Annotated in this window: 30 protein-coding genes; 24 read left to right on the forward strand and 6 right to left on the reverse strand. The window is 72.8% G+C overall.

The features are described 5' to 3' along the window. Positions 1-8 precede the first annotated feature (8 nt). The 11 genes from OSR43_RS09925 to OSR43_RS09975 are packed head-to-tail and all read left to right on the forward strand — an operon-like array spanning position 9 to position 8,654. On the forward strand, positions 9-725 hold the full coding sequence (locus tag OSR43_RS09925) for a metalloregulator ArsR/SmtB family transcription factor (protein ID WP_302271254.1): 717 nt from the start codon (positions 9-11) through the stop codon (positions 723-725). Further along, positions 722-2,140 carry a Fe-S cluster assembly protein SufB gene (gene sufB, locus OSR43_RS09930; protein WP_302271256.1) on the forward strand — a complete coding sequence of 473 codons (1,419 nt, stop codon included), beginning with the start codon at positions 722-724 and terminating at the stop codon, positions 2,138-2,140. The genes OSR43_RS09925 and sufB overlap by 4 nt, the downstream gene beginning before the upstream one ends. 43 nt (positions 2,141-2,183) lie before the next feature. Next, positions 2,184-3,380 carry a Fe-S cluster assembly protein SufD gene (gene sufD, locus OSR43_RS09935; protein WP_302271258.1) on the forward strand — a complete coding sequence of 399 codons (1,197 nt, stop codon included), beginning with the start codon at positions 2,184-2,186 and terminating at the stop codon, positions 3,378-3,380. After that, entirely contained in the window at positions 3,377-3,712 is a 336-nt protein-coding gene (locus tag OSR43_RS09940; protein WP_302271260.1) for a non-heme iron oxygenase ferredoxin subunit, read from the forward strand. The genes sufD and OSR43_RS09940 overlap by 4 nt, the downstream gene beginning before the upstream one ends. Then, positions 3,709-4,470, forward strand: a complete 762-nt coding sequence (gene sufC / locus OSR43_RS09945) for a Fe-S cluster assembly ATPase SufC (protein ID WP_300953876.1) — start codon at positions 3,709-3,711, stop codon at positions 4,468-4,470. Before OSR43_RS09940 ends, sufC begins: the two co-directional genes overlap by 4 nt. Beyond that, positions 4,467-5,732, forward strand: a complete 1,266-nt coding sequence (locus OSR43_RS09950; RefSeq protein ID WP_302271655.1) for a cysteine desulfurase — start codon at positions 4,467-4,469, stop codon at positions 5,730-5,732. Before sufC ends, OSR43_RS09950 begins: the two co-directional genes overlap by 4 nt. Before the next feature lie 2 nt (positions 5,733-5,734). Next, complete coding sequence (gene sufU, locus OSR43_RS09955; protein ID WP_302271265.1) at positions 5,735-6,184, forward strand: Fe-S cluster assembly sulfur transfer protein SufU; 450 nt, start codon at positions 5,735-5,737, stop codon at positions 6,182-6,184. Next, complete coding sequence (locus tag OSR43_RS09960; RefSeq protein ID WP_302271267.1) at positions 6,181-6,567, forward strand: metal-sulfur cluster assembly factor; 387 nt, start codon at positions 6,181-6,183, stop codon at positions 6,565-6,567. The genes sufU and OSR43_RS09960 overlap by 4 nt, the downstream gene beginning before the upstream one ends. 7 nt (positions 6,568-6,574) lie before the next feature. Then, positions 6,575-7,090, forward strand: coding sequence for an ASCH domain-containing protein (locus OSR43_RS09965; RefSeq protein WP_302271269.1), 516 nt, complete (start codon positions 6,575-6,577; stop codon positions 7,088-7,090). Continuing rightward, the gene (locus tag OSR43_RS09970; protein ID WP_302271271.1) at positions 7,087-7,716 is read left to right on the forward strand and encodes an acVLRF1 family peptidyl-tRNA hydrolase; all 630 of its coding nucleotides are present in this window, start codon (positions 7,087-7,089) and stop codon (positions 7,714-7,716) included. The genes OSR43_RS09965 and OSR43_RS09970 overlap by 4 nt, the downstream gene beginning before the upstream one ends. 32 nt (positions 7,717-7,748) lie before the next feature. Beyond that, positions 7,749-8,654 (forward strand): phosphotransferase, encoded by a 906-nt coding sequence (locus tag OSR43_RS09975; protein ID WP_302271274.1) that lies wholly within the window; start codon positions 7,749-7,751, stop codon positions 8,652-8,654. Between the two features lie 18 nt (positions 8,655-8,672). On the opposite strand, the gene OSR43_RS09980 is transcribed toward OSR43_RS09975, so the two are convergent. Continuing rightward, complete coding sequence (locus tag OSR43_RS09980; protein ID WP_302271276.1) at positions 8,673-9,635, reverse strand: neutral zinc metallopeptidase; 963 nt, start codon at positions 9,633-9,635, stop codon at positions 8,673-8,675. A 67-nt stretch (positions 9,636-9,702) separates the two neighbouring features. Between OSR43_RS09980 and OSR43_RS09985 the strand changes: the two genes are divergently transcribed. Genes OSR43_RS09985 through OSR43_RS10000 form a run of 4 tightly spaced genes read left to right on the forward strand, consistent with a single transcriptional unit; the run spans position 9,703 to position 14,809 of the window. Continuing rightward, positions 9,703-11,301, forward strand: a complete 1,599-nt coding sequence (locus OSR43_RS09985) for an ABC-F family ATP-binding cassette domain-containing protein (protein ID WP_302271279.1) — start codon at positions 9,703-9,705, stop codon at positions 11,299-11,301. A gap of 60 nt (positions 11,302-11,361) precedes the next feature. After that, on the forward strand, positions 11,362-12,165 hold the full coding sequence (locus OSR43_RS09990) for an enoyl-CoA hydratase/isomerase family protein (RefSeq protein WP_302271281.1): 804 nt from the start codon (positions 11,362-11,364) through the stop codon (positions 12,163-12,165). Positions 12,166-12,176: 11 nt separating this feature from the next. Further along, entirely contained in the window at positions 12,177-14,051 is a 1,875-nt protein-coding gene (locus OSR43_RS09995) for an ABC transporter ATP-binding protein (protein WP_302271656.1), read from the forward strand. Continuing rightward, positions 14,051-14,809 (forward strand): SDR family oxidoreductase, encoded by a 759-nt coding sequence (locus OSR43_RS10000; protein WP_302271284.1) that lies wholly within the window; start codon positions 14,051-14,053, stop codon positions 14,807-14,809. Before OSR43_RS09995 ends, OSR43_RS10000 begins: the two co-directional genes overlap by 1 nt. On the opposite strand, the gene OSR43_RS10005 is transcribed toward OSR43_RS10000, so the two are convergent. Further along, positions 14,695-15,651: an SURF1 family protein gene (locus OSR43_RS10005; RefSeq protein ID WP_302271286.1), complete on the reverse strand. Its 957-nt coding sequence runs from the start codon at positions 15,649-15,651 to the stop codon at positions 14,695-14,697. The two genes, OSR43_RS10000 and OSR43_RS10005, sit on opposite strands and share 115 nt — an antisense overlap. 87 nt (positions 15,652-15,738) lie before the next feature. Between OSR43_RS10005 and moaA the strand changes: the two genes are divergently transcribed. After that, positions 15,739-16,737, forward strand: coding sequence for a GTP 3',8-cyclase MoaA (gene moaA, locus OSR43_RS10010; protein ID WP_302271288.1), 999 nt, complete (start codon positions 15,739-15,741; stop codon positions 16,735-16,737). On the opposite strand, the gene OSR43_RS10015 is transcribed toward moaA, so the two are convergent. Together OSR43_RS10015 and OSR43_RS10020 are read right to left on the reverse strand one after the other, a co-directional pair. Then, positions 16,738-16,962 (reverse strand): acetone carboxylase, encoded by a 225-nt coding sequence (locus OSR43_RS10015; protein WP_302271657.1) that lies wholly within the window; start codon positions 16,960-16,962, stop codon positions 16,738-16,740. Between the two features lie 10 nt (positions 16,963-16,972). Beyond that, the gene (locus OSR43_RS10020; protein ID WP_302271290.1) at positions 16,973-17,317 is read right to left on the reverse strand and encodes a DUF3099 domain-containing protein; all 345 of its coding nucleotides are present in this window, start codon (positions 17,315-17,317) and stop codon (positions 16,973-16,975) included. Between the two features lie 57 nt (positions 17,318-17,374). On the opposite strand from OSR43_RS10020, the gene OSR43_RS10025 reads away from it, so the two are divergent. The 5 genes from OSR43_RS10025 (at position 17,375) to OSR43_RS10045 (ending at position 20,844) form a co-directional block, all read left to right on the forward strand. Further along, on the forward strand, positions 17,375-17,587 hold the full coding sequence (locus OSR43_RS10025) for a dodecin (RefSeq protein ID WP_154611692.1): 213 nt from the start codon (positions 17,375-17,377) through the stop codon (positions 17,585-17,587). Between the two features lie 75 nt (positions 17,588-17,662). Continuing rightward, complete coding sequence (locus OSR43_RS10030; protein WP_302271294.1) at positions 17,663-18,400, forward strand: beta-ketoacyl-ACP reductase; 738 nt, start codon at positions 17,663-17,665, stop codon at positions 18,398-18,400. 1 nt (position 18,401) lies between these two features. Next, on the forward strand, positions 18,402-19,175 hold the full coding sequence (fabI, locus tag OSR43_RS10035; protein WP_302271297.1) for an enoyl-ACP reductase FabI: 774 nt from the start codon (positions 18,402-18,404) through the stop codon (positions 19,173-19,175). A gap of 18 nt (positions 19,176-19,193) precedes the next feature. Continuing rightward, the gene (locus tag OSR43_RS10040; protein WP_302271298.1) at positions 19,194-19,715 is read left to right on the forward strand and encodes a histidine phosphatase family protein; all 522 of its coding nucleotides are present in this window, start codon (positions 19,194-19,196) and stop codon (positions 19,713-19,715) included. A gap of 169 nt (positions 19,716-19,884) precedes the next feature. Then, positions 19,885-20,844 carry a hypothetical protein gene (locus OSR43_RS10045; RefSeq protein WP_302271299.1) on the forward strand — a complete coding sequence of 320 codons (960 nt, stop codon included), beginning with the start codon at positions 19,885-19,887 and terminating at the stop codon, positions 20,842-20,844. Positions 20,845-20,942: 98 nt separating this feature from the next. Here OSR43_RS10045 and serB read toward each other — a convergent pair whose 3' ends face one another. Beyond that, positions 20,943-22,154: a phosphoserine phosphatase SerB gene (gene serB, locus OSR43_RS10050; protein ID WP_302271300.1), complete on the reverse strand. Its 1,212-nt coding sequence runs from the start codon at positions 22,152-22,154 to the stop codon at positions 20,943-20,945. Between the two features lie 58 nt (positions 22,155-22,212). Between serB and OSR43_RS10055 the strand changes: the two genes are divergently transcribed. Continuing rightward, the gene (locus tag OSR43_RS10055; protein ID WP_302271302.1) at positions 22,213-22,914 is read left to right on the forward strand and encodes a VOC family protein; all 702 of its coding nucleotides are present in this window, start codon (positions 22,213-22,215) and stop codon (positions 22,912-22,914) included. A gap of 4 nt (positions 22,915-22,918) precedes the next feature. Here the strand turns inward: OSR43_RS10055 and OSR43_RS10060 are convergent, their stop codons facing one another. Continuing rightward, positions 22,919-23,659 carry a hypothetical protein gene (locus OSR43_RS10060; RefSeq protein ID WP_302271303.1) on the reverse strand — a complete coding sequence of 247 codons (741 nt, stop codon included), beginning with the start codon at positions 23,657-23,659 and terminating at the stop codon, positions 22,919-22,921. 61 nt (positions 23,660-23,720) lie between these two features. On the opposite strand from OSR43_RS10060, the gene OSR43_RS10065 reads away from it, so the two are divergent. After that, on the forward strand, positions 23,721-24,515 hold the full coding sequence (locus OSR43_RS10065; RefSeq protein WP_302271304.1) for an ABC transporter ATP-binding protein: 795 nt from the start codon (positions 23,721-23,723) through the stop codon (positions 24,513-24,515). 66 nt (positions 24,516-24,581) lie between these two features. Further along, complete coding sequence (locus tag OSR43_RS10070) at positions 24,582-25,043, forward strand: NfeD family protein (RefSeq protein WP_302271305.1); 462 nt, start codon at positions 24,582-24,584, stop codon at positions 25,041-25,043. Positions 25,044-25,050 lie beyond the last annotated feature (7 nt).

Raw genomic sequence — 25,050 nt, forward strand, 5'->3', positions numbered from 1 at the left:
CTGGTGTTGTGGAATTCGAGGAAGCCCGTCCGGGCAGTGACCAGCCGACGCGCCAGCGCGTCGCGCGGTCGATCCTCGTCGACGGTCCCTCGACCGCCGCCGCGCTCGCCGAGCGCCTCGCGCTGACGCCCGCCGCGGTCCGCCGCCACCTCGACCAGCTGGTCGAGGAGGGTGCGGTCGAGGCCCGTGAGCCACGCACCCTCGCCACCCGCGGGCGGGGTCGCCCGGCGAAGGTGTTCGCGCTGACCGAGGTCGGCCGCGACAGCTTCGACCAGCAGTACGACGACCTGGCCGTCCAGGCCCTGCGCTTCCTGCGGGAGACCGGCGGCGAGCAGGCCGTCCGGGAATTCGCGAGCCGGCGCGTGGCGTTCATCCAGGAGCGGTTCGGCGAGGTCGTCGAGCAGCACCCCGAGCTCAGCCCGGCGGAGGCCGTCGCCCGAGTCCTCACCGACGAGGGTTACGCCGCCGGCGTGCGCGACGTACCGGTGGGGGAGCAGCTGTGCCAGCAGCACTGCCCCGTCAGCCACGTGGCCCACGAGTTCCCGCAGCTGTGCGAGGCCGAGACCGAGGCGATCGCCGCGGTGCTCGGCAGCCACGTGCAGCGGCTGGCCACCATCGCCCACGGCGACGGGGTGTGCACGACCTGCATCCCGAGCACCACCGCAAGCAGCACCAGCACCACCCCGAGCATGTCCATCAAGGAGAAGGAGCAGGTCACCCCATGACCTCCATCGAGGAGCTGAACCCCGAGCTCAAGGGCATCGGCCGCTACGAGTTCGGCTGGGCCGACCCGGACACCGCCGGTGCGACCGCCAAGCGCGGTCTCAACGAGGACGTCGTCCGCGACATCTCCGCGAAGAAGAGCGAGCCGCAGTGGATGCTCGACCTGCGCCTGAAGGGCCTGAAGCTCTTCGACCGCAAGCCGATGCCGACCTGGGGCTCCGACCTCGGCGCGATCGACTTCGACAACATCAAGTACTTCGTCCGGTCCAGCGAGAAGCAGGCCGCGACCTGGGACGACCTCCCTGAGGACATCAAGAACACCTACGACAAGCTCGGCATCCCCGAGGCGGAGAAGCAGCGCCTGGTCTCCGGTGTCGCCGCGCAGTACGAGTCCGAGGTCGTCTACCACTCGATCCGCGAGGACCTCGAGGCGCAGGGCGTGCTCTTCCTCGACACCGACACCGCGCTCAAGGAGCAGCCCGAGCTGTTCAAGGAGTACTTCGGCACCGTCATCCCCGTCGGTGACAACAAGTTCTCCGCGCTGAACACCGCGGTGTGGTCCGGCGGCTCGTTCATCTACGTGCCCAAGGGCGTCCACGTCGACATCCCGCTGCAGGCCTACTTCCGGATCAACACCGAGAACATGGGCCAGTTCGAGCGGACGCTGATCATCGCCGACGAGGACTCCTACGTGCACTACGTCGAGGGCTGCACGGCGCCGATCTACAGCTCGGACTCGCTGCACTCCGCGGTCGTCGAGATCGTCGTGAAGAAGGGCGCCCGCGTCCGCTACACGACCATCCAGAACTGGTCGAACAACGTCTACAACCTCGTCACCAAGCGCGCGACCTGCGAGGCCGGCGCGACCATGGAGTGGGTCGACGGCAACATCGGCTCCAAGGTGACGATGAAGTACCCGGCCGTCTACCTCATGGGCGAGCACGCCAAGGGCGATACCCTGTCGATCGCGTTCGCCGGCGAGGGCCAGCACCAGGACGCCGGCGCCAAGATGGTCCACGCCGCGCCGAACACCTCCAGCTCGATCCTCTCCAAGTCGGTCGCGCGTGGCGGCGGCCGCACGTCGTACCGCGGCCTGATCCAGGTCAACGAGGGCGCGCACGGCTCGAAGTCCAACGTCCTGTGCGACGCGCTGCTGGTCGACCAGATCAGCCGCTCGGACACCTACCCCTACGTCGACATCCGCGAGGACGACGTGTCCATGGGCCACGAGGCGAGCGTCTCGAAGGTCTCCGACGACCAGCTCTTCTACCTCATGTCGCGAGGCATGGAGGAGGACGAGGCGATGGCGATGATCGTCCGCGGCTTCGTGGAGCCGATCGCCAAGGAGCTGCCGATGGAGTACGCCCTCGAGCTCAACCGCCTGATCGAGCTCCAGATGGAGGGCGCGGTCGGCTGACGCCGGCCACCGTCCCTCCCGCCGACCCAGAAAGACAGACGTAGTGACCGTGACTGACACCGCCCGCGACAGCGTCGCGAGCGCCCTGGAGCAGGACCGGGTGGAGTCCCACCTGAACCCGCCGCCGTCGTACGACCTCGCCGACCACCCGGTCCCGACCGGGCGCGAGGAGGTCTGGCGGTTCACCCCGCTCAAGCGGCTGCGGGGGATCCTCGACGGCGAGGCGTCCGACGCGCGCCTGCGCCGCGAGGTCTCCCTGCCCGAGGGCGTGACCCTCACCGAGATCACCGCCGAGCAGGCGCGTGAGCTCGGTGAGCTCGCGCCCAACGACCGGCCCTCCGCACTGGCCGTCGCCAACGCGGGCGGTGCGCTGCTGCTCGACGTGCCGGCCGAGCTGGAGGCGACCGAGCCGGTCGTCGTCACGCTGACCGGCGAGGGCGCCGAGGACCTCGTGTGGGGCCACGTCGTGGTCCGCCTGGGCCGGTTCTCCAAGGCGACGATCGTCCTGCGGCACACCGGCTCGGCCCGGTACGCCGCGACCACGACCGTCGTCGTCGGCGACGGCGCCGAGCTCAACATGGTCTCGCTGCAGGACTGGGACGACGACGCGGTCCACCTCGGCCGCGACGCCATCCGGGTCGGCCGCGACGCCAGCGTCAAGCACACCTCGGTGAGCTTCGGCGGCGACGTCGTCCGGATGCACGCCAACGTCGAGTACGACGGTCCGGGCGGCGAGGCCGAGCTGCTCGGCCTGTACTTCGCCGACGCCGGGCAGCACCTCGAGCACCGGCTCTTCGCCGACCACAACCAGCCGCGGACCAAGTCCAACGTCGTCTACAAGGGCGCGCTGCAGGGCCAGGGCGCGCGCACGGTCTGGATCGGCAACGTGCTGATCCGCAAGGTCGCCGAGGGGATCGAGACCTACGAGGAGAACCGCAACCTCGTGCTCACCGACGGCTGCCAGGCCGACTCGGTGCCGAACCTCGAGATCGAGACCGGCGAGATCGAGGGCGCGGGCCACGCGTCGGCGACCGCCCGGTTCGACGACGAGCAGCTGTTCTACCTGCGCTCGCGCGGCGTCTCGGACGCCGAGGCGCGCCGCCTGGTGCTGCACGGCTTCTTCAACGACCTGATCCGCAAGGTCGGCATCCCCTCGCTCGAGGAGCAGCTGGCCGCCACGGTCGAGGCCGAGCTGGCCAAGAACGTCCTCGACGGCCTGCCGCCGGTGGGGGCCTCGTGACCTTCGAGCGGGCCTGCGCGCTGAGCGACGTACCCACCGACGACGCGCTCGCCGTCACCGTCGGCGCCCACGACGTGGCCGTCGCCCGCGACGGCGACGAGGTCTACGCGCTGCAGGACCTCTGCTCGCACGCCTCGGTCTCGCTCAGCGAGGGCGAGGTCGCGGACTGCACCGTCGAGTGCTGGCTGCACGGCTCCCGCTTCGACCTGCGGACCGGCAAGCCCACCGGCCTCCCGGCCACCGAACCCGTCGCGACCTTCCCCGTGGAGGTCCGCGGGGGAGACGTCTACGTCGACACCACCACCACCCTGAACGGAGTCACCCCCTCATGAGCGAGCTCGTCATCAAGGACCTGCAGGTGTCCGTGGACACCGAGGACGGTCCCAAGGAGATCCTCAAGGGCGTCACGCTGACCATCGCGTCGGGCGAGACCCACGCGATCATGGGCCCCAACGGGTCGGGCAAGTCGACCCTGGCCTACTCGATCGCCGGCCACCCGAAGTACACGATCACCGGCGGCACCGTCACCCTCGACGGCGAGGACGTGCTGGCCATGTCGGTCGACGAGCGCGCCCGCGCCGGCCTCTTCCTGGCCATGCAGTACCCCGTCGAGGTCCCCGGCGTGTCGGTCTCGAACTTCCTGCGCACCGCGAAGACCGCGATCGACGGCGAGGCCCCGAAGCTGCGCACCTGGGTCAAGGACGTCAACGGCGCCCTCGAGCGCCTCAACCTCGACCCGACCTTCGGCACCCGCTCGGTCAACGAGGGCTTCTCCGGCGGCGAGAAGAAGCGCCACGAGATCGCCCAGCTCGAGCTGCTCGACCCGAAGGTCGCGATCCTCGACGAGACCGACTCCGGCCTCGACATCGACGCACTGAAGGTCGTCTCCGCGGGCGTCAACCGCTTCCGCGAGCAGGAGGGCAAGGGCGTCTTGCTGATCACGCACTACACGCGCATCCTGCGCTACATCAAGCCCGACTTCGTCCACGTCTTCGTCGCCGGCAAGGTCGCCGCCTCGGGCGGCTCCGAGCTCGCCGACGAGCTCGAGGCCGAGGGCTACGACAAGTACCTCAAGGCTGCGGCGGTCTGATCGTGCTGCCTGGACTCCTCCCCGAGCTGGAGGTCATCCGCAAGGACTTCCCGATCCTCGAGCGCACGCTCGCGGGCGGGATGCCGCTGGTGTACCTCGACAGCGCGAACACCTCGCAGAAGCCGCAGTGCGTGATCGACGCGATGGTCGACCACCTCGAGCGGCACAACGCGAACGTCGCCCGCGCCATGCACCAGCTCGGGGCGGAGTCCTCCGAGGCGTTCGAGAACGCGCGCGACGTCGTCGCGCGCTTCATCGGCGCCCCGAGCCGCGACGAGGTGATCTTCACCAAGAACGCCTCCGAGGCGCTCAACCTGGTCGCGAACACGCTGGCCTGGGCGACCGGCGACCTGGCGGTCGGTGCGGGCGACGAGGTCGTCATCACCGAGATGGAGCACCACTCCAACATCGTCCCCTGGCAGCTGCTCACCGAGCGCAAGGGCGCCACGCTGCGCTGGTTCGGCCTGACCGAGTCCGGCGAGCTGGACCTCTCCGACATCGACTCCCTGATCACCGAGCGGACCAAGGTCGTCTCGCTGACCTGGGTCTCGAACATGCTCGGCACGATCAACCCGGTGGCCGAGATCGCGCGTCGCGCCCACAAGGTCGGCGCGATCGTCGTGGTCGACGCCTCGCAGGCCGCGCCGCAGCTGCCCGTCGACGTGACGGCGGTCGACGCCGACGTCCTGGTCTTCACCGGCCACAAGGTCGTCGGACCGACCGGCATCGGCGTGCTGTGGGGCAAGCGGTCACTGCTCGAGCAGCTCCCGCCGTTCCTCGGTGGCGGCGAGATGATCGAGACGGTCCGCATGGAGCGGTCGACGTACGCCGGCATCCCGCACAAGTTCGAGGCCGGGACCCCGCCGATCGTCGAGGCCGTCGGCCTCGGCGCCGCGCTGGAGTACCTCTCGGCGGTCGGCCTGGAGAACATCCACCGCCACGAGCAGGCGATCACCGCCTACGCGCTCGACGGCCTGGCGACCATCCCCGGCCTGCGGGTGCTCGGTCCCACCGACGCCACCCGGCGCGGCGGAGCGGTCGCCTTCGAGATGGACGGCGTGCACCCCCACGACATCGCCCAGGTGCTCGACTCGCGCGGCGTCGCCGTCCGGGCCGGCCACCACTGCGCGAAGCCGGCGCACGCGCGGTTCGGGGTGCAGAGCTCGACCCGCATGTCGTCGTACCTCTACACGACCCCCGCGGAGATCGACGCCCTCGTCGAGGGCCTCGAGCACACCCGCGCGTACTTCAAGGTGGGCTGAACGTGAACGCCGAGCTCGACTCGCTCTACCAGGAGATCATCCTGGACCACTACAAGAACCCGCACCACGCGGGCCTGCGCGACCCCTACGAGGCCGAGGTCCACCACGTGAACCCGACCTGCGGCGACGAGGTGACCCTGCGCGTCCACCTCGCGGAGGGCAAGGTCGCCGACGTGTCGTACGACGCCGTCGGCTGCTCGATCTCCCAGGCGTCCGCGTCGGTGCTGACCGACCTCGTCATCGGCAAGCCGGTGGAGGAGGCCATGTCGGTCCACGAGGAGTTCCTGACCCTGATGCAGGGCAAGGGCACCGTGGAGCCCGACGAGGACGTGCTGGAGGACGGCATCGCCTTCGCCGGTGTCGCGAAGTTCCCCGCGCGCGTCAAGTGCGCACTGCTGTCGTGGATGGCCTGGAAGGACGCCACGGCCCGTTCCCTGGAGGAGACCCGATGACCGAGCTCGACCACTCCGACCTGCCGGAGGTCCCCGAGGCCACCGGTGCCGCCCCCACCGGGTCGGCGTCGTCCACGGTCTCCGTGGACGACGTGACCGAGGCGATGAAGGACGTCGTCGACCCCGAGCTGGGGATCAACGTCGTCGACCTCGGCCTGGTCTACGACGTCCACGTCGACGAGGGCTCCAACGTCGTCCTCGACATGACGCTGACCTCGGCGGCCTGCCCGCTGACCGACGTCATCCAGGACCAGACCAACGCCGCGCTCGAGGGCCTGGTCAACGACGTCGCGATCAACTGGGTCTGGATGCCGCCGTGGGGTCCCGACAAGATCACCGAGGACGGCCGCGAGCAGCTGCGTGCCCTCGGGTTCAACGTCTGAGCGACCGGTGAGCCAGCCCGCGAGCTCGCCCGAGGTCGAGAACTTCTGGGTGCTCGCCCGCCGCCAGGCCAAGCTGGAGCGGCTGCCAGCGTACTTCGGGCCCTCGGGCCTGGTGTCCCTCCCGCCGCCGGCGTGGTCCTTCGGGGCCACGCAGGAACAGGCGGACGAGCTCGCCGGGCTCGTCGTCGACGGCGTGAAGACCGCGACCGCCAGCGCCGCGGAGGACTACGCGGCCGAGGGCGTGCCGCTCCCCGAGCCGGGCACGCTCGGCATCGTGCTCGACGGCGCCGGCCACCCGCGCGCGCTCGTCGCCACCACCGAGGTGGCCGTGGTCGCCTTCGACCGCGTGGACGCCGAGCACGCCCACGCCGAGGGCGAGGGGGACCGCACGCTCGCGACCTGGCGGCACCGGCACGAGACCTTCTTCCGCGAGGTCGACCCGCACGGCCGGGGCTTCCGCCCGGACATGCCCGTCGTGCTAGAGCGGTTCCGCGTGCTGCACCCCAAGCCGCCGAAGCGGTGAGCGGCACCGCCCGGGCGGTCCTGGTCCCGGCGGAGCGCTGGGTCCGGTGGGCGACGAACTTCGAGGAGCGCCACGGCCCGACCGCGCTGAGCGCCGACGGTGGAGCCCTCGCCGGCACCGCCGAGGACGGCTCGACCTTCGCTGCCCGGCTGCCGTTCGACGAGGCGTACGCCGGCCAGGCGGAGGCGAGCGCCTTCGTGGAGGCCGTCACGGCGCCCGCCGACTGGGGGCTGCTGCTCGTCCGCAAGGGCGGCTTCGCCGTCGCCCGGCTCTCCCGCACGGCGATCGGCGACTCCAAGGTGGGGCAGCGGCACGTGCAGGGCCGCACCAAGGCGGGCGGGCAGAGCCAGCAGCGGTTCGCCCGGCGCCGGGACAACCAGGCCCGCGCGGCGTACGAGGCCGCGGCCGGGCACGCGGCGCGCGTGCTCGCCGGTCTGCGGGGTCCGCTCGTGACCGGTGGGGACCGGTCCGCGGTCGAGGAGGTCCTGGCGGGCCCGCCGCTCGACGGGCTCCACGTGGTCGGCCCCTGGCTCGCCGTGCCCGACCCGCGTCGCGCCGTGCTCGAGCAGGCGGTGCGCGACGCCTGCTCGGTGCAGGTCGAGGTGGTCAACAGCGCGCCTGCGTGACGCACGCCGCACCGCTGGCTAGCGTCGACGGCATGTGGCAGCCCGAGCCGGGGTGGCTGGCGATGCCCGGCGGCACCGGTACGTCGACCGTCGGCGTGTGGCGGACGGTCCTCGGCGACCAGCCGGTGGTCGTGAAGCGGCTCGCCCGGCCCACCGGCGGCGACCCGCGCGAGCTCTCCGACCCCCACCACCCGGCGTACTGGCGCCGGGCGGCGGACGTGCTGGCCGGCGGCCTCGTCGTCGACACGCCTGGGCTGCGGGCCGACCCGCAGGCCGCGCTCGAGGAGGACGCCGACGGGATCACCCTGACCCAGGCGTGGGTCGAGGACGCGGCCAACAGCGGCCTCTTCGTGGCGCGCTGCCTGGGCGGGTTCGGCGGTGCCCGCCTGTCCGGGCCCGCGCTCGCCACCGACCAGCTGCGCCACCGGATGGCCCGGGTCGAGCGCGGCGGAGGCTGGCGGACGCTCGCCCGCACCACCGTCGCCGACGTCGCCGAGCACCTGTGGGGGCGCCGGTCGGTGCTGCTCGCCGAGCTCGACGCCCTGCCGCAGGTCGCCCAGCACGGCGACCCGACGCCGGCCAACCTCCCGGGACGCGCCGGCGACGACGTGCTGGCGGTCGACTGGGGGACCCTGGGCCACGGCCCCGTCGGCTCCGACCTGGGCTTCTACGCCCTCCAGGCCCGCGAGGAGCTCGACCCGCTGGTCGAGGCCTACCTCCTCGGGCTCCCGGCCGGGCTCGCGACCGCCGAGCAGGTGCTCCGCGGTGCGCGCGTGACGGCGGTGCTCACCGCGCTCAACCGCGCGGAGTGGGCGTTGGCGCGGGTCGCCGGCGGCGAGGGTGCCCTGGCCGGCAAGTTCCGCCACCCCGCCGTCGCCCCGCACCTGCGGGCGCTCCAGCGCCAGGCCGCCCACATCGAGGCGCTGCTCGCCGGCTGAGCGGCGCGCCCGGTGGCGTCACAGCCGCTGCGCGGCGAAGGTGTCGCAGGACTCGAGCGAGCCGGAGTCGAAGCCGGTCCGGAACCACCGCACGCGCATCGCCGCCGAGCCGTGGGTCCACGACTCCTCGGTGACCTGGCCCTGGGTCTTCTCCTGGATCCGGTCGTCGCCGACGGCCTCGGCCGCCGCGACGGCCTCCTCCACGTCCTGCTGCGTGAGGTCGCTGATCAGCACCTGCCCGTCCGCGTCCTCGGTCGTCATCGCCGCGCGAGCCCACATGCCGGCGTAGCAGTCGGCCTGGAGCTCCAGCCGCACGGCGTCGCTGGTGGGTCCCTGCTGGGTCCGGACCTTGCCCATGGCCCCGAGCAGGTTCTGGATGTGGTGGCCGTACTCGTGGGCCAGCACGTACGGCTCGACGAACCCGCCCTCGGGTCCGCCGAGCTGCCGCTCGAGCACGGTGTCGAAGAACGTCGTGTCGAGGTAGATCGAGGAGTCCGCCGGGCAGTAGAAGGGCCCCACCTCGGACGTCGCGCCGCCGCAGCCGGTCTGCGTGGAGCCCGAGAAGGTCGCCAGCTCGGCGACCGGCTCGAACCGCGCGCCGAGCTCGTCGGACCAGAAGTCGTCGAGCGAGTTCTCGACCGCCACGCGGGCGCAGTCGACGTCGTTGTTGGCGTCCTCGCCGGTCTCGCAGTTCTCGTACCGGTCGCTGTCGGCGAACCGGCTGGTGTCGTACGCCGAGGAGGACCCTCCGCCGAGGCCGGGCACCCCGCCGCCGACGCACTGGGTCAGCACGAGGAAGAGCACGACGACGATGACGCCGCCGATGCCGCCGCCGGCGCGCATCCCGCCCGGGATGGGCATCCGGGCGCCGCCCATCGACCCGCCGCCCATGCCGCCGCCGCGGCCGAAGCCGCCGCCACCGCCTCGACCGCGGTCGCGGACGCGACCGGTGTCCAGGCGTGCCTTGGGGTTGAAGCGCATGGTGACTCCTCACACGTGCGAACCAGTTCGTGGCTGGTCCGTACCCACAACTACAGTGGGTGTCCTCATGATCACCGCCACCCAGCTGGAAGTCCGAGCGGGCGCGCGACTGCTCATGGAGAACGTCAGCTTCCGGGTCGCGCCCGGCGACAAGATCGGTCTGGTCGGGCGCAACGGTGCCGGCAAGACCACGCTGACCAAGATCCTGGCCGGCGAGGGCCAGCCCGCGAGCGGGACGGTGACGACCAGCAGCGAGGTCGGTTACCTGCCGCAGGACCCCCGCACGGGCGACCCCGAGGTGCTGGCGCGCGACCGGATCCTGTCCGCGCGCGGGCTCGACGACGTCGTCCGCCGGCTGCGCGAGGCCGAGGCCGGCATGGGCAGCGACGACCCGGCGGTCCGTGACAAGGCGATGCGCCGCTACGAGCGCGCCGACGCCGAGCTGCACGCCGGTGGTGGGTACGCCGCGGAGTCCGAGGCCGCCGTCATCGCGCACAGCCTGGGCATCGAGGACCGGATCCTGGCCCAGCCGCTCAAGACCCTCTCCGGTGGCCAGCGCCGGCGCGTCGAGCTCGCGCGGATCCTCTTCTCCGGCGCTGAGATCCTCATCCTCGACGAGCCGACCAACCACCTCGACGCCGACTCGATCATCTGGCTGCGCGACTTCCTCAAGGCCCACCGCGGCGGGTTCATCGTGATCAGCCACGACAACGGGCTGCTCGAGGAGACCGTCAACAAGGTCCTGCACCTCGACGCCAACCGCGGCGTCATCGACGTCTACAACATGGGCTGGAAGGACTACCTCAGCCAGCGCGAGACCGACGAGCGCCGCCGCAAGCGCGAGCGCGCCAACGCCGAGTCCAAGGCCAAGACGCTGACCGACCAGGCCAACAGGATGCGGGCCAAGGCCAGCAAGGCCTCGGCCGCCCAGTCGATGCTCAAGCGCGCCGAGAAGCTCGTGTCGGGGCTGGAGGGGGAGCGGCAGGCCGAGAAGGTCGCCCGGATCGCCTTCCCCAAGCCCGCCGCCTGCGGCAAGACGCCGCTCACCGCGGAGGGGCTGTCGAAGTCCTACGGCTCGCTCGAGGTCTTCACCGACGTCGACCTCGCGATCGACAAGGGCTCGCGGGTGGTCATCCTGGGCCTCAACGGCGCGGGCAAGACCACGATGCTGCGCATCCTCGCCGGCGTGGACCGGGCCGACACCGGCGACGTCGTGCCCGGCCACGGGCTCAAGGTCGGCTACTACGCCCAGGAGCACGAGACGCTCGACACCGACCGGACGGTGCTGGAGAACATGCAGTCCGCGGCGCCCCAGCTGACCGACACCGAGGCCCGCTCGGTGCTCGGGTCGTTCCTCTTCTCCGGCGAGGACGCCCACAAGCCGGCCAAGGTGCTGTCCGGTGGCGAGAAGACGCGCCTCGCGCTCGCCTCGCTGGTCGTCTCCAGCGCGAACGTGCTGCTGCTCGACGAGCCCACCAACAACCTCGACCCCGCCTCCCGCGAGGAGGTGCTGGCCGCGATCCGCTCCTACGAGGGCGCGATCGTGCTGGTCACCCACGACGAGGGCGCCGTGCGGGCCCTGGAGCCGGACCGGGTGCTGCTGCTGCCCGACGGCGACGAGGACCTGTGGAACGAGGGGTACGCCGACCTGGTCTCGCTGGCCTGACGTCGGCGGCCGCCCCGGCCGGGCACGGGTACGTCGGCGGGCCGCCCTAGGCTCGCCGCCATGACGACGCCCTCCCCGGAGACCCTCGCCGCGGCCGGTCTCCAGCTGGACCTGACCGGGCCGGTCGCGACGATCACCCTCGACCGGCCCGACGTGCGCAACGCCCAGACGCCGGCGATGTGGCGCGCGCTGGCCGACCTCGGGGCCGGGCTGCCCGGCGACGTACGCGTCGTGGTCGTGCGGGGCAACGGTCCCGCCTTCTCGGCCGGTCTCGACCGGCGGCTGCTTGACCCGTCGTCCGTCGGGGGCGAGGAGGAGTCGGTCGCCGGCCTGGTGGCGCTGTCCGACGGGGACCTGGCCGCGACCATCGACGAGTACCAGCGCGGCTTCACCTTCCTGCGCGACCCGCGCTTCGTCTCCGTCGCAGCCGTCCACGGCTACGCGATCGGCGCCGGCTTCCAGCTGGCGCTCGCGTGCGACCTCCGGGTGGTCTCGACCGACGCCCAGCTGTCGATGAAGGAGGCCGCGCTCGGGCTCGTCCCGGACCTGACGGGAACAAAGCCGCTGGTCGACAGCGTTGGCTACGCGAGGGCCCTGGAGATCTGCGCGACCGCGCGGATGGTCGGCGCCGACGAGGCCGTGCGGATCGGTCTGGCGCTCGCCGCCGTGCCGTCCGAGCAGCTGGACTCGACGGTGGCGGACCTGGTCCAGGCCCTCGTGACCCACCTCCCGGGTGCGGTCACCGAGATCAAGTCGCTCCTCCAGGGAGCGGACCAGCGGGACCTCGAGACGCAGCGGCGGCTCGAGCGGGAGGCGCAGGTGCGCCGGTTCCGTGAGATGGCCTCCCTGGCGGGAGGCCGGTGAAGGAGCAGTCGATGTCGGGGATGTACGGCGCAGGCGCCGCGTGGCGCAACCTCAGGGCCGACCGCAGCGTGGTCGACAACCGGATCAGCCGCGAGACGATGCGGCGCGTGCTGGGCTTCGCCCGCCCCCACCGCCGGACCATCACCGTCTTCCTCCTGCTGACCGTGGTCGACGCCGCCATGGTCGTCGTCACGCCGCTGCTGGTGCAGCGCGTGGTCGACGACGGCATCCTCGCGGGCGACGGCGGGCTGGTCACGCTGATCGCTCTGGCGATGGCCGGCGTCGCCGTCGTCAACGCCGTGCTGGCGGTCATCGGCGGGTGGCTCTCCTCGCGGATCGGCGAGGGGCTGATCTACGACCTCCGCACCCAGGTCTTCGGCCACGTCCAGCGCCAGTCGCTGGCCTTCTTCACCCGCACCCAGACCGGCGCACTGGTCTCCAGGCTCAACAACGACGTCATCGGTGCCCAGCGCGCCTTCACCTCCACGCTCTCCAGCACGGTGTCGAACACCATCGCGGTGCTGGTCGTCGGCATCGCGATGTTCGCGCTGAGCTGGCAGGTGACCCTGCTGTGCCTGGCGATGTTCCCCGTCCTCTTCGGGATCTCCCGCTTCGTCAGCTCCAAGCTCGCCGGCCTCACCCGCCGCCAGATGGACGGCAACGCCGACCTCGGCAACGTCATGACCGAGCGCTTCAACGTCGGCGGCGCGATGCTGCTCAAGCTGTTCGGCCGCCGCGGCGAGGAGGACGCGCTGTTCGCGACCAAGGCCGCGAACGTCCGCGACCTCGGCGTCCGGATCTCGCTGATCACCCGGATCTTCGGCGCCTCGATGATGCTCGTCCCGGCCCTCGCCACGGCCCTGGTGTACGGCGTCGGCGGGCACCTCGCGATCGACGGCACGCTGACCGTGGGCACCCTGCTCGCGCTGGCGACCCTGCTGCTGCGGCTGCTCGGTCCGCTGCAGGGCCTCTCCAACGTCCGGATCGACGTGATGACCGCCCTCGTCAGCTTCGAGCGGGTCTTCGAGGTGCTCGACCTGCCCTCGCTGGTCCGGGAGAAGCACGGCGCGGTGGCGCTGCCGCCGACCGCCTCGCGGCTCGAGTTCGACCACGTGTCCTTCACCTACCCGCGGGCCGACGACGTCTCCCTCGCCTCGCTCGAGACCGTCGCCCGGACCGAGTCCCGCGAGCACACCGAGGTGCTGCACGACATCTCCTTCGTCGCCGACGCCGGCCAGATGATCGCCCTGGTCGGGCCGTCGGGCGCCGGCAAGACCACGGTCACCCACCTGGTGGCCCGCCTCTACGACGTCGACGAGGGCGCGGTCCGCGTCGGCGGCCACGACGTCCGCGACGTCACGCTGCAGTCCCTCGAGGACGTGGTCGGGTACGTCACCCAGGACGCCCACATGTTCCACGACACGATCCGCGCCAACCTCGTCTACGCCCGCCCGGGCGCGACCGAGGAGCAGATGTGGCAGGCGCTCGAGGCGGCGCAGGTCGCCGGCCTGGTGCGGGCGCTGCCCGACGGGCTCGACACCGTCGTGGGGGACCGCGGCTACCGCCTCTCCGGCGGGGAGCGGCAGCGCCTGGCCATCGCGCGGCTCCTGCTCAAGGCGCCCTCGATCGTCGTGCTCGACGAGGCCACGGCCCACCTCGACTCCGGCTCGGAGGCCGCCGTGCAGCGCGCCCTCGACGCCGCGCTGGCCGGCCGCACCTCCCTGGTGATCGCGCACCGGCTCTCGACCGTCCGCGACGCCGACCTGATCCTGGTGCTCGAGGACGGGCGGATCGCCCAGTCCGGCACGCACGCCCAGCTGCTCGCCCAGGGCGGGCTCTACGCCGAGCTGCACCGCACCCAGTTCTTCGAGGAGGTGCCGGCCTGATGGACCTCTCGCTCGACGGACGCGTCTACCTGGTGACCGGCGGCGCCCGCGGCCTCGGGCGGGCCACCGCGGACGTCCTCGTGGCCGAGGGCGCCCGCGTCGTGCTCTCGGGCCGCTCCGAGGACTCGCTGGCCGCAGCCCGGGCCGAGCTGGGAGCCGACCGCGTCACGACGGTCGCCGCGGACAACGCCGACCCCACCACCCCCGGCCGGCTCCTGGCGGCCGCGCAGGAGACATTCGGCCGCCTCGACGGCGCGCTGGTCAGCGTCGGCGGCCCGCCCAAGGGACCGGTGCTGGCGGTCACCGACGAGCAGTGGTCGGCCGCCTTCGAGTCGGTCTTCCTCGGGGCGGTCCGGATCTCGCGCACGGTCGCCGCGGCGCTGCCCGACGGCGGTTCGCTCGCGCTGGTGCTCTCCTCGAGCGTGCGGTCGCCGCTGCCCGACATGGCCATCTCCAACGGCCTGCGGCCCGGGCTGGCGATGGTCGCCAAGACCCTGGCCGACGAGGTCGGGCCACGCGGCGTACGCGTCAACGCGCTGCTGCCCGGACGGGTGGCGACCGACCGGGTGGCCGAGCTCGACGCGCTGTCGGGCGACCCGGCCGCCGTACGAGCGCAGGCCGAGGAGTCGATCCCGCTGCGCCGCTACGGACGCCCGGAGGAGTTCGGCCGGGCCGCGGCGTTCCTGCTGTCCCCGGCGGCCTCGTTCGTGTCCGGCGTGGTGCTGCCGGTCGACGGCGGGGCACTGCGCGCGCTCTGAGCGCCGGCACCGCTCGTGGCGCCGGGCCGCGGCGGGCGAGGCGGCCGCTTGCCGGTGCGCGGATCGGCCTTCGGCCGCGGCGGCCGGGGCTCGCGCCGACCGCTGCGCTCGCCGTGCGGCCCGCGCTTGAGCTCGTCGTAGGCGAGGTAGAGGAAGCCGAAGATGGCCAGCACCCCGAAGAACCACCACTGCAGGCCGTAGAAGAAGTGCGGCCCGTTGTCCTGCTCGGGGAGGTCGCGGGGCGTCAGGGCCTCGGCCGGCGCCGGGTCCTCGGAGCGGAGGTCGACGAACCCGCCGTACGTCGGGCGGCCGATCGCCTCGCCGACCTCCTCGCTGGAGACGGCGCGGGTGCTGTTGTCGACGACCCGGGTGCTGTCGCCGGTGCCGTCGGCGCGGACGTAGCCGGTGATGGTCACCTCGCCGGACGGCGGCTCGGGGACGTCGGTGGCGTCGCCCCCGCGGTTGTCGGAGGGCATCCAGCCCCGGTCGACGACGACGGCGGTGCCGTCGGCGGTGACCAGCGGGACGACCACCTCGATGCCGGACTGGCCGTCGCGGGTGCGGTACCGGACGATGACGGTGTCCTCGACGGCGTACTCACCGGTGGCGGTGACCACCCGCCACTCCTCGCCGTCCTCGACGTCGCCGCCGGGGGAGAGGACCTCGGCGACCGGAGCCGGCTCGAGGTTCTCGTTGCGCTCGACGACGCGGTTGGTCTCCTTGCGCTGGTCGAGGCGGTCGAACTGCCAGTTGCCCAGCCACCAGGTGGCCCAGGCGACCACGACGATCGCCACGGCGAAGAGGGCCCACCGACGACTCAGCAGGACCCGGAACCGACGCACGCCTCGAGGTTATCCGGGCGAGGGTCCCCGCCCACGCCCGGGCGCCGTGATCCTCGACTCCCAGGGTGCGGCGCCTAGACTGCGGGGGTGACGACGAGACCCCTCGAGGACCGGTACGGCCGCGTGGCCACGGACCTGCGCGTCTCGCTCACCGACCGGTGCAACCTGCGGTGCAACTACTGCATGCCGGCCGAGGGGCTGGACTGGCTGCCCGACGACTCGGTCCTCTCCGACGACGAGGTCGTCCGGCTCATCGGCATCGGCGTGCACCACCTCGGCATCCGCGAGGTCCGGTTCACCGGCGGCGAGCCGCTGGTGCGGCGGGGGCTGGTCGGCATCGTCGAGCGGACCCGCGCCCTCGGCCCCGACCTCGAGCTGTCGATCACGACGAACGCGCTCGGCCTGGCTCGGACCGCGGACAAGCTGGCCGCGGCCGGCCTCGACCGGGTCAACGTCAGCCTCGACACGGTGCGGGCCGAGACCTTCCACACGATCACGCGGCGCGACCGGCTGCACGACGTCGTCGCCGGCCTCGAGGCCGCCCAGGCGGCGGGGCTCGGGCCGGTCAAGGTCAACGCCGTCCTGCTGCGCGGCACCAACGACGACCAGGCCGGCGAGCTGCTGGCCTGGTGCCTGGAGCGCGGCTACGAGCTGCGCTTCATCGAGCAGATGCCGCTCGACGCCCAGCACGGCTGGTCGCGGACCGGGATGGTGACCGCCGAGGAGATCTTCGAGCGGCTCGCGCGTGACTTCGTGCTCACCCCGGCGGTCGAGCCTCGGGGGAGCGCGCCCGCGGAGCTGTTCCGCGTCGACGGCGGTCCCGGCACCGTGGGCGTGATCGCCTCGGTCACGCGGCCCTTCTGCGGCGACTGCGACCGGGTGCGGCTCACCGCCGACGGCCAGGTCCGCAACTGCCTGTTCGCCCGCGAGGAGTCCGACCTGCGCGCGGCACTGCGGGCCGGTGTCCCCGACGAGGACATCGCCGAGCGCTGGGTGGTCGCGATGCGCGGCAAGCGCGCCGGCCACGGCATCGACGACCCGGCGTTCCTCCAGCCCGACCGGCCGATGTCGGCCATCGGCGGCTGATCAGCCGGGGTTCTCCCCGTCCGGTCGCTCCTCGGCCGGGTCGTGCGGCACGACGTCCTTGAGGAACCCCCGGGCGGCCAGGAAGTCAGAGAGCGAGCCCCGGTGCTCCTCGCAGGCCAGCCACACCTTGCGGCGTTCCGGCGTGTGCAGCTTGGGGTTGTTCCACTGCAGCTGCCACGTCGCGGGGGCCTGGCAGCCCTTGGCCGAGCACGTGTCGGGGTCCATCACGCCCCGATCATCGCGTGGCGGTGCCGACCTCCGGCTCGCGGGGGCCGCCCGCGCCGAGCTGCGGCGCGCCGTACGCCGCGTCCTGGAGGCCGAACCCCTCCTTGCGCGTCGCCTGCACGTTGGCGAGGACGACCGCGACGTAGGGCAGGATGATCGCCCCGGCGATCAGGAACGGCCAGACCCACTGCCAGCCGGCCAGGGCGGTGACGACTGCGCCGACGAAGCAGATCGACCGGATGCTCATGGAGAGCAGGTAGCGCTTCTGCCGAGCGGCGATGTCGGCGTTCGGGCTGGAGGCCGCCGTGGTGATGCGGACCGCGTCGTCGCGGTCCCTGCGCTGGTCGCGGGCCATGGTCACCAGCGTACGTCGCTACAGTTCGCATCCCACGCGTCGACCGGAAGGCCCCCCATGACGAACCGCACGTACCGCGTCACCGAGATCGTCGGCACCTCGCCCGACGGTATCGACGAGGCCATCCGCAACGGGGTGGAGCGGGCGGCCCGCACGCTGCGCCACCTCGACTGGTTCGAGGTCACCCAGGTCCGCGGCCAGGTCAAGGACGGGACGGTCGAGCACTTCCAGGTCGGCATCAAGGTCGGCTTCCGACTCGAGGACGACTGAGCCACGGCTCGTCCGCGAGCTGCCGGCAGAGACCCTTTTAGGCGTACCCCGGGGTAATCACTAGCGTCCTTCGACGTGAGTGAGACAGACCCCGCCAGCGGGTCCCCGACCGGCCGCTCCGTGCTCGTCACCGGCGGCAACCGCGGCATCGGCCGCGCGATCGCCGAGGCGTTCCTGGCCCAGGGCGACCGCGTCGCCGTGACCACGCGCAGCGGCGGCGCACCCGAGGGCGCGCTCGACGTCCGCTGCGACGTCACGGACCCGGCCGCCGTCGACGCGGCGTTCGCCGAGGTCGAGGCGGCCCACGGCCCGGTCGAGGTGCTCGTCGCCAACGCCGGCATCACGCAGGACACCCTGCTGCTGCGGATGAGCGAGGACGACTGGTCCACGGTCATCGACACGAACCTCACCGGGTCCTACCGGCTCGCGAAGCGGGCGGCCAAGGGCATGCTGCGGCTGCGGCGCGGTCGGATCATCCTGATCTCCTCGGTGGTCGGCATGCTCGGCTCCGCCGGCCAGGTCAACTACGCCGCCTCCAAGGCCGGCCTGGTCGGCATGGCGCGGTCCCTGGCCCGCGAGCTGGGCTCGCGCTCGATCACCACCAACGTCGTCGCACCCGGCTTCGTCGAGACCGACATGACCGGGGTGCTCACCGACGAGCAGCGCGACACGATCAAGGCGCAGGTGCCGCTCGGGCGCTACGCCGTGCCGGCCGAGGTCGCCTCCGCGGTGACCTGGCTGGCCTCCGACGATGCGGGGTACGTCACCGGGGCCGTGATCCCCGTCGACGGCGGCCTCGGGATGGGGCACTGACATGGCAGGGATCCTCGAGGGCAAGCGCATCCTCGTCGCGGGCGTGACGATGGACAGCTCGATCGGCTTCGCGACCGCCAAGGTCGCCCAGGAGCAGGGCGCGACCGTGCTCATCTCCAACTTCGGCCGGGCGCTCGGCATCACCCGGCGGATCGCCAAGCGGCTCCCCGTGGAGCCGCCGGTGCTCGAGCTGGACGTGACCGACGCCGAGCACCTCGAGCGGCTGCCCGACCTGGTCCGCGAACACGTCGACGGCCTCGACGGGGTCGTCCACTCCATCGCGTACGGCAACCCCGAGACGCTGCTGGGCGGCCGGTTCCTCGACGGCCCGTGGGAGGACGTCGCGCAGGCCGTCCAGGTGTCGGCGTACTCCCTGAAGTCGCTGGCGCTGGCCTGCCGGCCGCTGATGGGTGCCGGGGGATCGGTGGTCGGGCTGACCTTCGACGCGACCGTCGCGTGGCCGGCGTACGACTGGATGGGCGTGGCCAAGGCCGGCCTGGAGTCGACCTCGCGCTACCTCGCCCGCGACCTCGGCCCCGAGGGCATCCGCTGCAACCTGGTCTCCGCCGGGCCGCTGCGCACGCTCGCGGCGAAGGCGATCCCCGGCTTCTCCGACCTCGAGGACATGTGGGGCACCCGCGCGCCGCTCGGCTGGGACAACACCGACCAGGAGCCCACCGCCCGCGCGGTGTGCGCGCTGCTCTCTGACTTCTTCCCCGCGACGACGGGTGAGATCGTCCACGTCGACGGGGGCTTCCACGCGATGGGCGCCTGAGCCTGGGAGACTGACCCGGTGAGCGAGGACGAGGACAACCGGACCCTGGTGGTCGTGCGGCACGCGAAGGCGGAGGCCGACGGCCCGACGGACTTCGAGCGGCGTCTCGCCGAGAGCGGGCACGCCGACGCCGCCGTCGTCGGCGCCTGGCTCGCCGAGCGCGGCATCGTGCCGGACCACGCGCTGGTCTCGGCCGCCGTCCGCACCATCCAGACCTGGGACGACATCGCCGACGCCGCCGGCTGGGACCTCGAGCCGGACCTCGACGAGAGCCTGTACGCCGCCGGCCCCGAGAGCGCCCTGGACCTGGTCCGCTCGGTGCCCGACGACGTCCGCACGCTGGTCGTGATCGGCCACAACCCCACGATCGCCTCGCTGGCGCAGCTGCTCGACGACGGTGAGGGCGACGTCGACGCCGGCAACCAGCTCGCCCTGGGCTACCCCACCGCCGCCACCACGGTCCTGTCCTACGACGGCGACTGGGAGGACCTCGCCGACGCCTCCGCCTCGGTCGTCGCGTTCTTCGTCGGGCGGGCGTAGCGGGAACGTTGGCAGGGGAGCAACAACATCCCAAGTGAACTTGGGATGTTGACGCCTCCCTGCCGTTGCAAACGCCGCGAAGTGTCAACATGCGCCGCGTGGTGAACGTTGCTCCACAGGTCGCGCTGTCCGTTGCGGGCGCTCGGTACGGAGCGGGCAGGTCTGCGCCATGCAACGACCCCCCTCGCTCCGTGCTCCGGGAGACCCGCGCAACGGACCGGTCATCCTGCGGCGACAGCTCCTGGCCGACGGCTTCAACGACCAGGCGATCGGTCGCCTGGTGCGCTCCGGCGCACTCGTCCGGATCCGGGACGGCGCGTTCGTGACACCCGCGGTCTGGCACCGCCTCGACGAGGTCGGACGCCACGGGCTGCGCTGTCGTGCGGTGCTGGGCCAGGCGAAGGCGCCGGTCGCGCTGTCACACGTGTCGGGGTTGCCGGAGTGGGACGCGCCGACGTGGGGCTTCTCGCTCGACGACGTCCACGTGACGCGGACCGACGGCATCCGCGGGCGCCGCGCGCCTGGGGTGCAGCAGCACGTCGGCCGCGTCGACCCTGGCGACCTGACCGTCGTCAACGGCGTCCCCGTCATGACACCGGCTCGGCTGGCGCTCGAGACGGTTGCACTCGGGCACTCCGAGGCCAGCCTCGTGGTCATGAACGACCTCGTGCACCGGGGGCTGGTGACCGTCGCCGAGCTGCGGGACCAGTACGTCGCCGTGCAGACCTGGCCGGGGATGAGTGCCGCGGAGATCCTCCTCCGTCTCGTCGACCCGCGCATCGAGTCGGTGGGGGAGACGCGGACGTTCTGGGCCATCTACCAGCAGCGGTTGCCCCGGCCGGTGTCCCAGTACGAGGTCAAGGACTCGAACGGTCGAGTCATCGCCCGCCTGGACTTCGCGTGGCCGGAGCTCGGGGTGTGGCTGGAGTTCGACGGCCGGGCCAAGTACGAGGAGCACCTGAGACCGGGCGAGCGTGCGAGCGACGCCGTCGTGCGCGAGAAGCAGCGAGAGGACGACGTACGGCGGATCACCGGTTGGCGGTGCATCCGGATCACCTGGGCCGACTTGCGGGACCCCGTCCGGCTGGCCGCGAAGATCCACCGCGCGCTCTACCCGGCTGCCGCCTGAGACCGCCGTACCTCGCGGCCGATCCTCACGCTCCGCGGCTGTTGCAAAGGCAGGGAAGCATCAACAACCCAAGTAAACCTGGGATGTTGCACCACCCCCTACACCGGCGGCGCAGGCGTGACGATGCCGGCAGCGGCATCGGCGTCCTCGATCTCCTCGCGGGAGATGCCGAGGAGGTAGAGGATCGCGTCGAGGTAGGGCACGTTGACGGCGGTGTCGGCGGCGTCGCGGACGAGCGGCTTGGCGTTGTAGGCGATGCCGAGGCCGGCGGCGTTGAGCATGTCGAGGTCGTTGGCGCCGTCGCCGATGGCGATGACGGCGTCGAGGGGCACGCCGATGTCGGCGGCGAACTCGCGGAGCGCCCGGGCCTTCCCGGCCCGATCCACCACCTCGCCGACGACGCGGCCGGTGAGGTGGCCGTCGACGACCTCGAGCTCGTTGGCGCGCGCGTAGTGGATGCCGAGGTCGGCGGCGAGCCGGTCGGTGACCTGGGAGAACCCGCCCGAGACGATCGCGAAGCGGTAGCCGAGCCGCTTGAGGGTGCGGACCATCGTGCGGGCGCCGGGGGCGAGCTGGAGGTTCTCGTAGACCGAGTCCAGGGCGGTGGCGGGCACGCCCTCGAGCAGCGCGACGCGGGCGCGCAGCGACTCCTCGAAGTCGACCTCCCCGCGCATCGCCCGCTCGGTGACCGCGGCGACCTCGGCCTCGCAGCCGGCGTGGGCGGCGAGCATCTCGATGACCTCGCCCTGGACGAGCGTGGAGTCGACGTCCATGACGATCAGGCGCATGCCGCGGCGCAGGAGGTTGGCGGGCTGGACGGCGATGTCGATGCCGCGCTCGGAGGCCTCGGTGGCGAGCACGGTGCGCAGCGCCTCCGGCGAGGCGCCCGAGACGTGCAGCTCGATGGCGGTGACGGGGTAGCGGGCCATCCGCTCGATGCGGTCGATGTTCGCGCCGCTGTCGGCGATCCGGCCGGCCACCACCGCCATGTCGGTGGCGCGCAGGGGGGTGCCGAGGACGGTGACGTGCGCCCGCCCGCCGGCACGGGCTCGGTTGTCGCCGGTGCCGCGCTCGACCTCGACGCTCATCCCGAGCTCCTCGGCGGTCGCGGTCACCGCGTCGCGCAGCCGCTCCCAGCTGCGGGGCACGGTCACGAGCACGCCGAGGATCAGCCGGCGGCGGAGCACGATCTGCTCGACGTCGACGACCTCCACCCCGGTGCGGGCCAGGGTCGAGAAGATCGCTGAGGTCACGCCCGGCCGGTCCTTGCCGGTCAGCGTGATGAGCAAGGTCTCCGGGGTGCTGTCCATCGCGGGTGAGGCTATCGCTGCCGACCGCACTGTCGGCGCTCGCGTCCATGGTGGGCCGATGGACGCCGTGACCACGATGACCCGCTACTCCGACGCCGTCGCCGCCCGCGACTGGGCCGACCTCACCGACCTGCTCTCCCCGGGGCTGGTGGCTCGGCTGCTCCACACCGGAGAGGTCCTCGACCGGGAGGGTTACGTCGCGTTCAACCGCGACTACCCCGGCCCGTGGACCTTCCAGCGCGAGCAGGTGGTCGGCGCCGGCCCGGCCGCCGCGCTCCGGGCCCGGGTGGACGACGGCACCGCGACGTACCACGTGGCGTCGTTCGGCACCGTCGACCCCGCCGGCCTGCTCACCGAGCTCGTGGAGGTGTGGACCGACGGTGTGGCGGCCGGGGGCGGTCGGCCGCACCCCCACCACGGGATCGACTACGTCGAGGTGGCCGTGGACGACCTGGCGGTGGCGGAGCGGTTCTACGCCGACGCGTTCGGCTGGCGGTTCCAGCGGTACGGGCCGTCGTACGCCGGCATCCTCGCGCCCTCCGGCCGTGGCGAGGTCGGTGGGCTCGACGCGACGGGCAGCGGCTCGCCCGAGGGGCGCCCGCTGGTGCTGCTCCACTCGCGGGACCTGGACGCGACGGTCGCCGCCGTGCAGGCCGCGGGAGGGACGGTCACCGTGCCGCCGTACGCCTTCCCCGGGGGCCGCCGCTTCCACTTCACCGACCCCGGCGGCACCGAGCTCGGCGTCTGGTCGGGGTCGTGAGCGTTCAGGCGGGCGGCCACACCTCGGGGGAGCACGCGGAGACGAGCGCCCGCCGGCCGGCGCGGTCCAGCGGGACCAGTGCCTCTCGGCGCGCGGTCATCTCGTACGCCGTGACCGCGCCGCCGTCGTCCTCGAGCGCGACCTCGGTGATCGCGAGCGCCTGCAGGGCCCGCGCCGCGAGGTCGACGCACCGGGGCGGCACGCCGTCCGGAGCGGTCAGCGCCGGTCGGTGGCGCAGGTTCATCAGCCGGTCGGCCACCTCGGGGTTCCACCGTGCGACGTCGAGGTCGGCCAGCAGGGTCGCGGACTCGACCAGCGCCGAGCGCAGCGCCCGGTCGGCCTCCCCGACGTCGGGCAGCTGGCGGCGGGCGGCCGGGTGCAGCACCCACGCCACGGCCGCGCCGGTCCGCTGCGGGACCAGCCCGAGGTCGGCGCCGGCCACGACCACCGCCGAGCCCTCCTCGAGCGCGGCGGCGTTGAACGTCGCCGGGCCGCCGAGCCCCACCGGGTCGCCCTCGGCCGGGAACGCCGCGCCGAAGGACGTCGCGCCCTCGGCGCGCAGCCGGGCCAGCCCGCCGACCAGGGTGTCGGTGCCCTGGAAGGGGTCGGCCACCGTGTGCGTCGCGTCGGCGCCGATGACCGCGTCCACGAGCAGGTCGGTGACCACCTGGCCGCGCAGCCAGGCGGTGCCCCACCAGGCGAGCCGGGCGGCGGCCGGGAGCGTCTCGGAGGTGTCGTCGTGCACGGCCCGAGACTGTACGACGGCGGCCCCCGCGCCGGACGGGCCACTCGCTAGGGTGGCCGCCATGGCCGCAGTCCTCGAGTTCGCCGACGTGACGGTCCGACGCGGCGGGGCGACCCTGCTCGACAGCGTCTCCTGGACGGTCGAGGAGGACGAGCGCTGGGTGGTCCTCGGCCCGAACGGCGCGGGCAAGACCACCCTGCTGCAGGTCGCCGCCGCCCTGCTGCACCCGACCTCCGGGGTCGCCGGCATCCTCGAGGAGGTGCTCGGGACCGTCGACGTGTTCGAGCTCCGTCCGCGGATCGGCCTGACCAGCGCCGCCCTCGCCGAGCGGGTCCCGCGCGGCGAGAAGGTGCACGACGTCGTCGTGTCCGCGTCGTACGGCGTGGTCGGGCGCTGGCGCGAGGACTACGACGAGCTCGACCACGAGCGCGCCCGCGAGCTGCTCGCCGAGGTGCGGGTGGACCACCTCGCCGACCGCACGTTCGGGACCCTCAGCGAGGGCGAGCGCAAGCGGGTGCAGATCGCGCGCGCCCTGATGACCGATCCCGAGCTGCTGCTGCTCGACGAGCCGGCGGCCGGCCTCGACCTCGGCGGCCGCGAGGACCTCGTCTCCACCCTCAGCGTGCTGGCGATGGACCCCGACTCCCCGGCCACCGTCCTGGTCTCCCATCACGTCGAGGAGATCCCGCCCGGCTTCGGGCACGCCCTGCTGCTGCGGGAGGGCGCCGTGGTCGCGGCCGGGCTCATCGACCAGGTGCTGACCGAGGAGAACCTCGCCGCGACCTTCGGGATGCCGCTGGTCCTCACCCGGGAGGACGACCGCTGGGCCGCCCGGCGTCGTACCCACGCGCACTGAGCGGCTCCGCGCCGACGGCAAAGACCTACCGCCCGACGGCAAAGGCCTACCGCTAGGGTCGGTGCCATGGACTGGCTGGGAGACAACGCCTGGGCCGTGTGGCTCGGCCTCGGCTTCACGCTGGGTGTCGCCGAGCTGTTCAGCCTCGACCTCATCCTGCTCATGCTGGCCGTCGGCGCGATCGCCGGCATGGTGGCCGGCCTGCTCGCCGCCCCGGTCGTCGTCCAGATCCTCGTCGCCGCGGCGACGTCGGTCGCGATGCTCGCGCTGGTGCGCCCCTCGATCGTCAAGCGCCTCCACAGCGGACCGGAGCTCAGGCTCGGCCACAGCCGCCTGGTCGGCCAGCAGGGCGTCGTCCTGCAGGAGATCAGCGGGCTGGCCGCGGGCCGGGTCCGCGTCGCCGAGGAGGACTGGTCCGCGCTGCCGTACGACGACACGCTGACCATCGCCGCCGGCGAGGCGGTCGAGGTGCTCGAGATCCGCGGCGCGACCGCGTACGTCCACCCCGTCCACCGTCTCGAGAGCTGAGGAGCTC

The sequence above is a fragment of the Nocardioides sp. Arc9.136 genome, from assembly GCF_030506255.1.
Taxonomy (GTDB): Bacteria; Actinomycetota; Actinomycetes; order Propionibacteriales; family Nocardioidaceae; genus Nocardioides.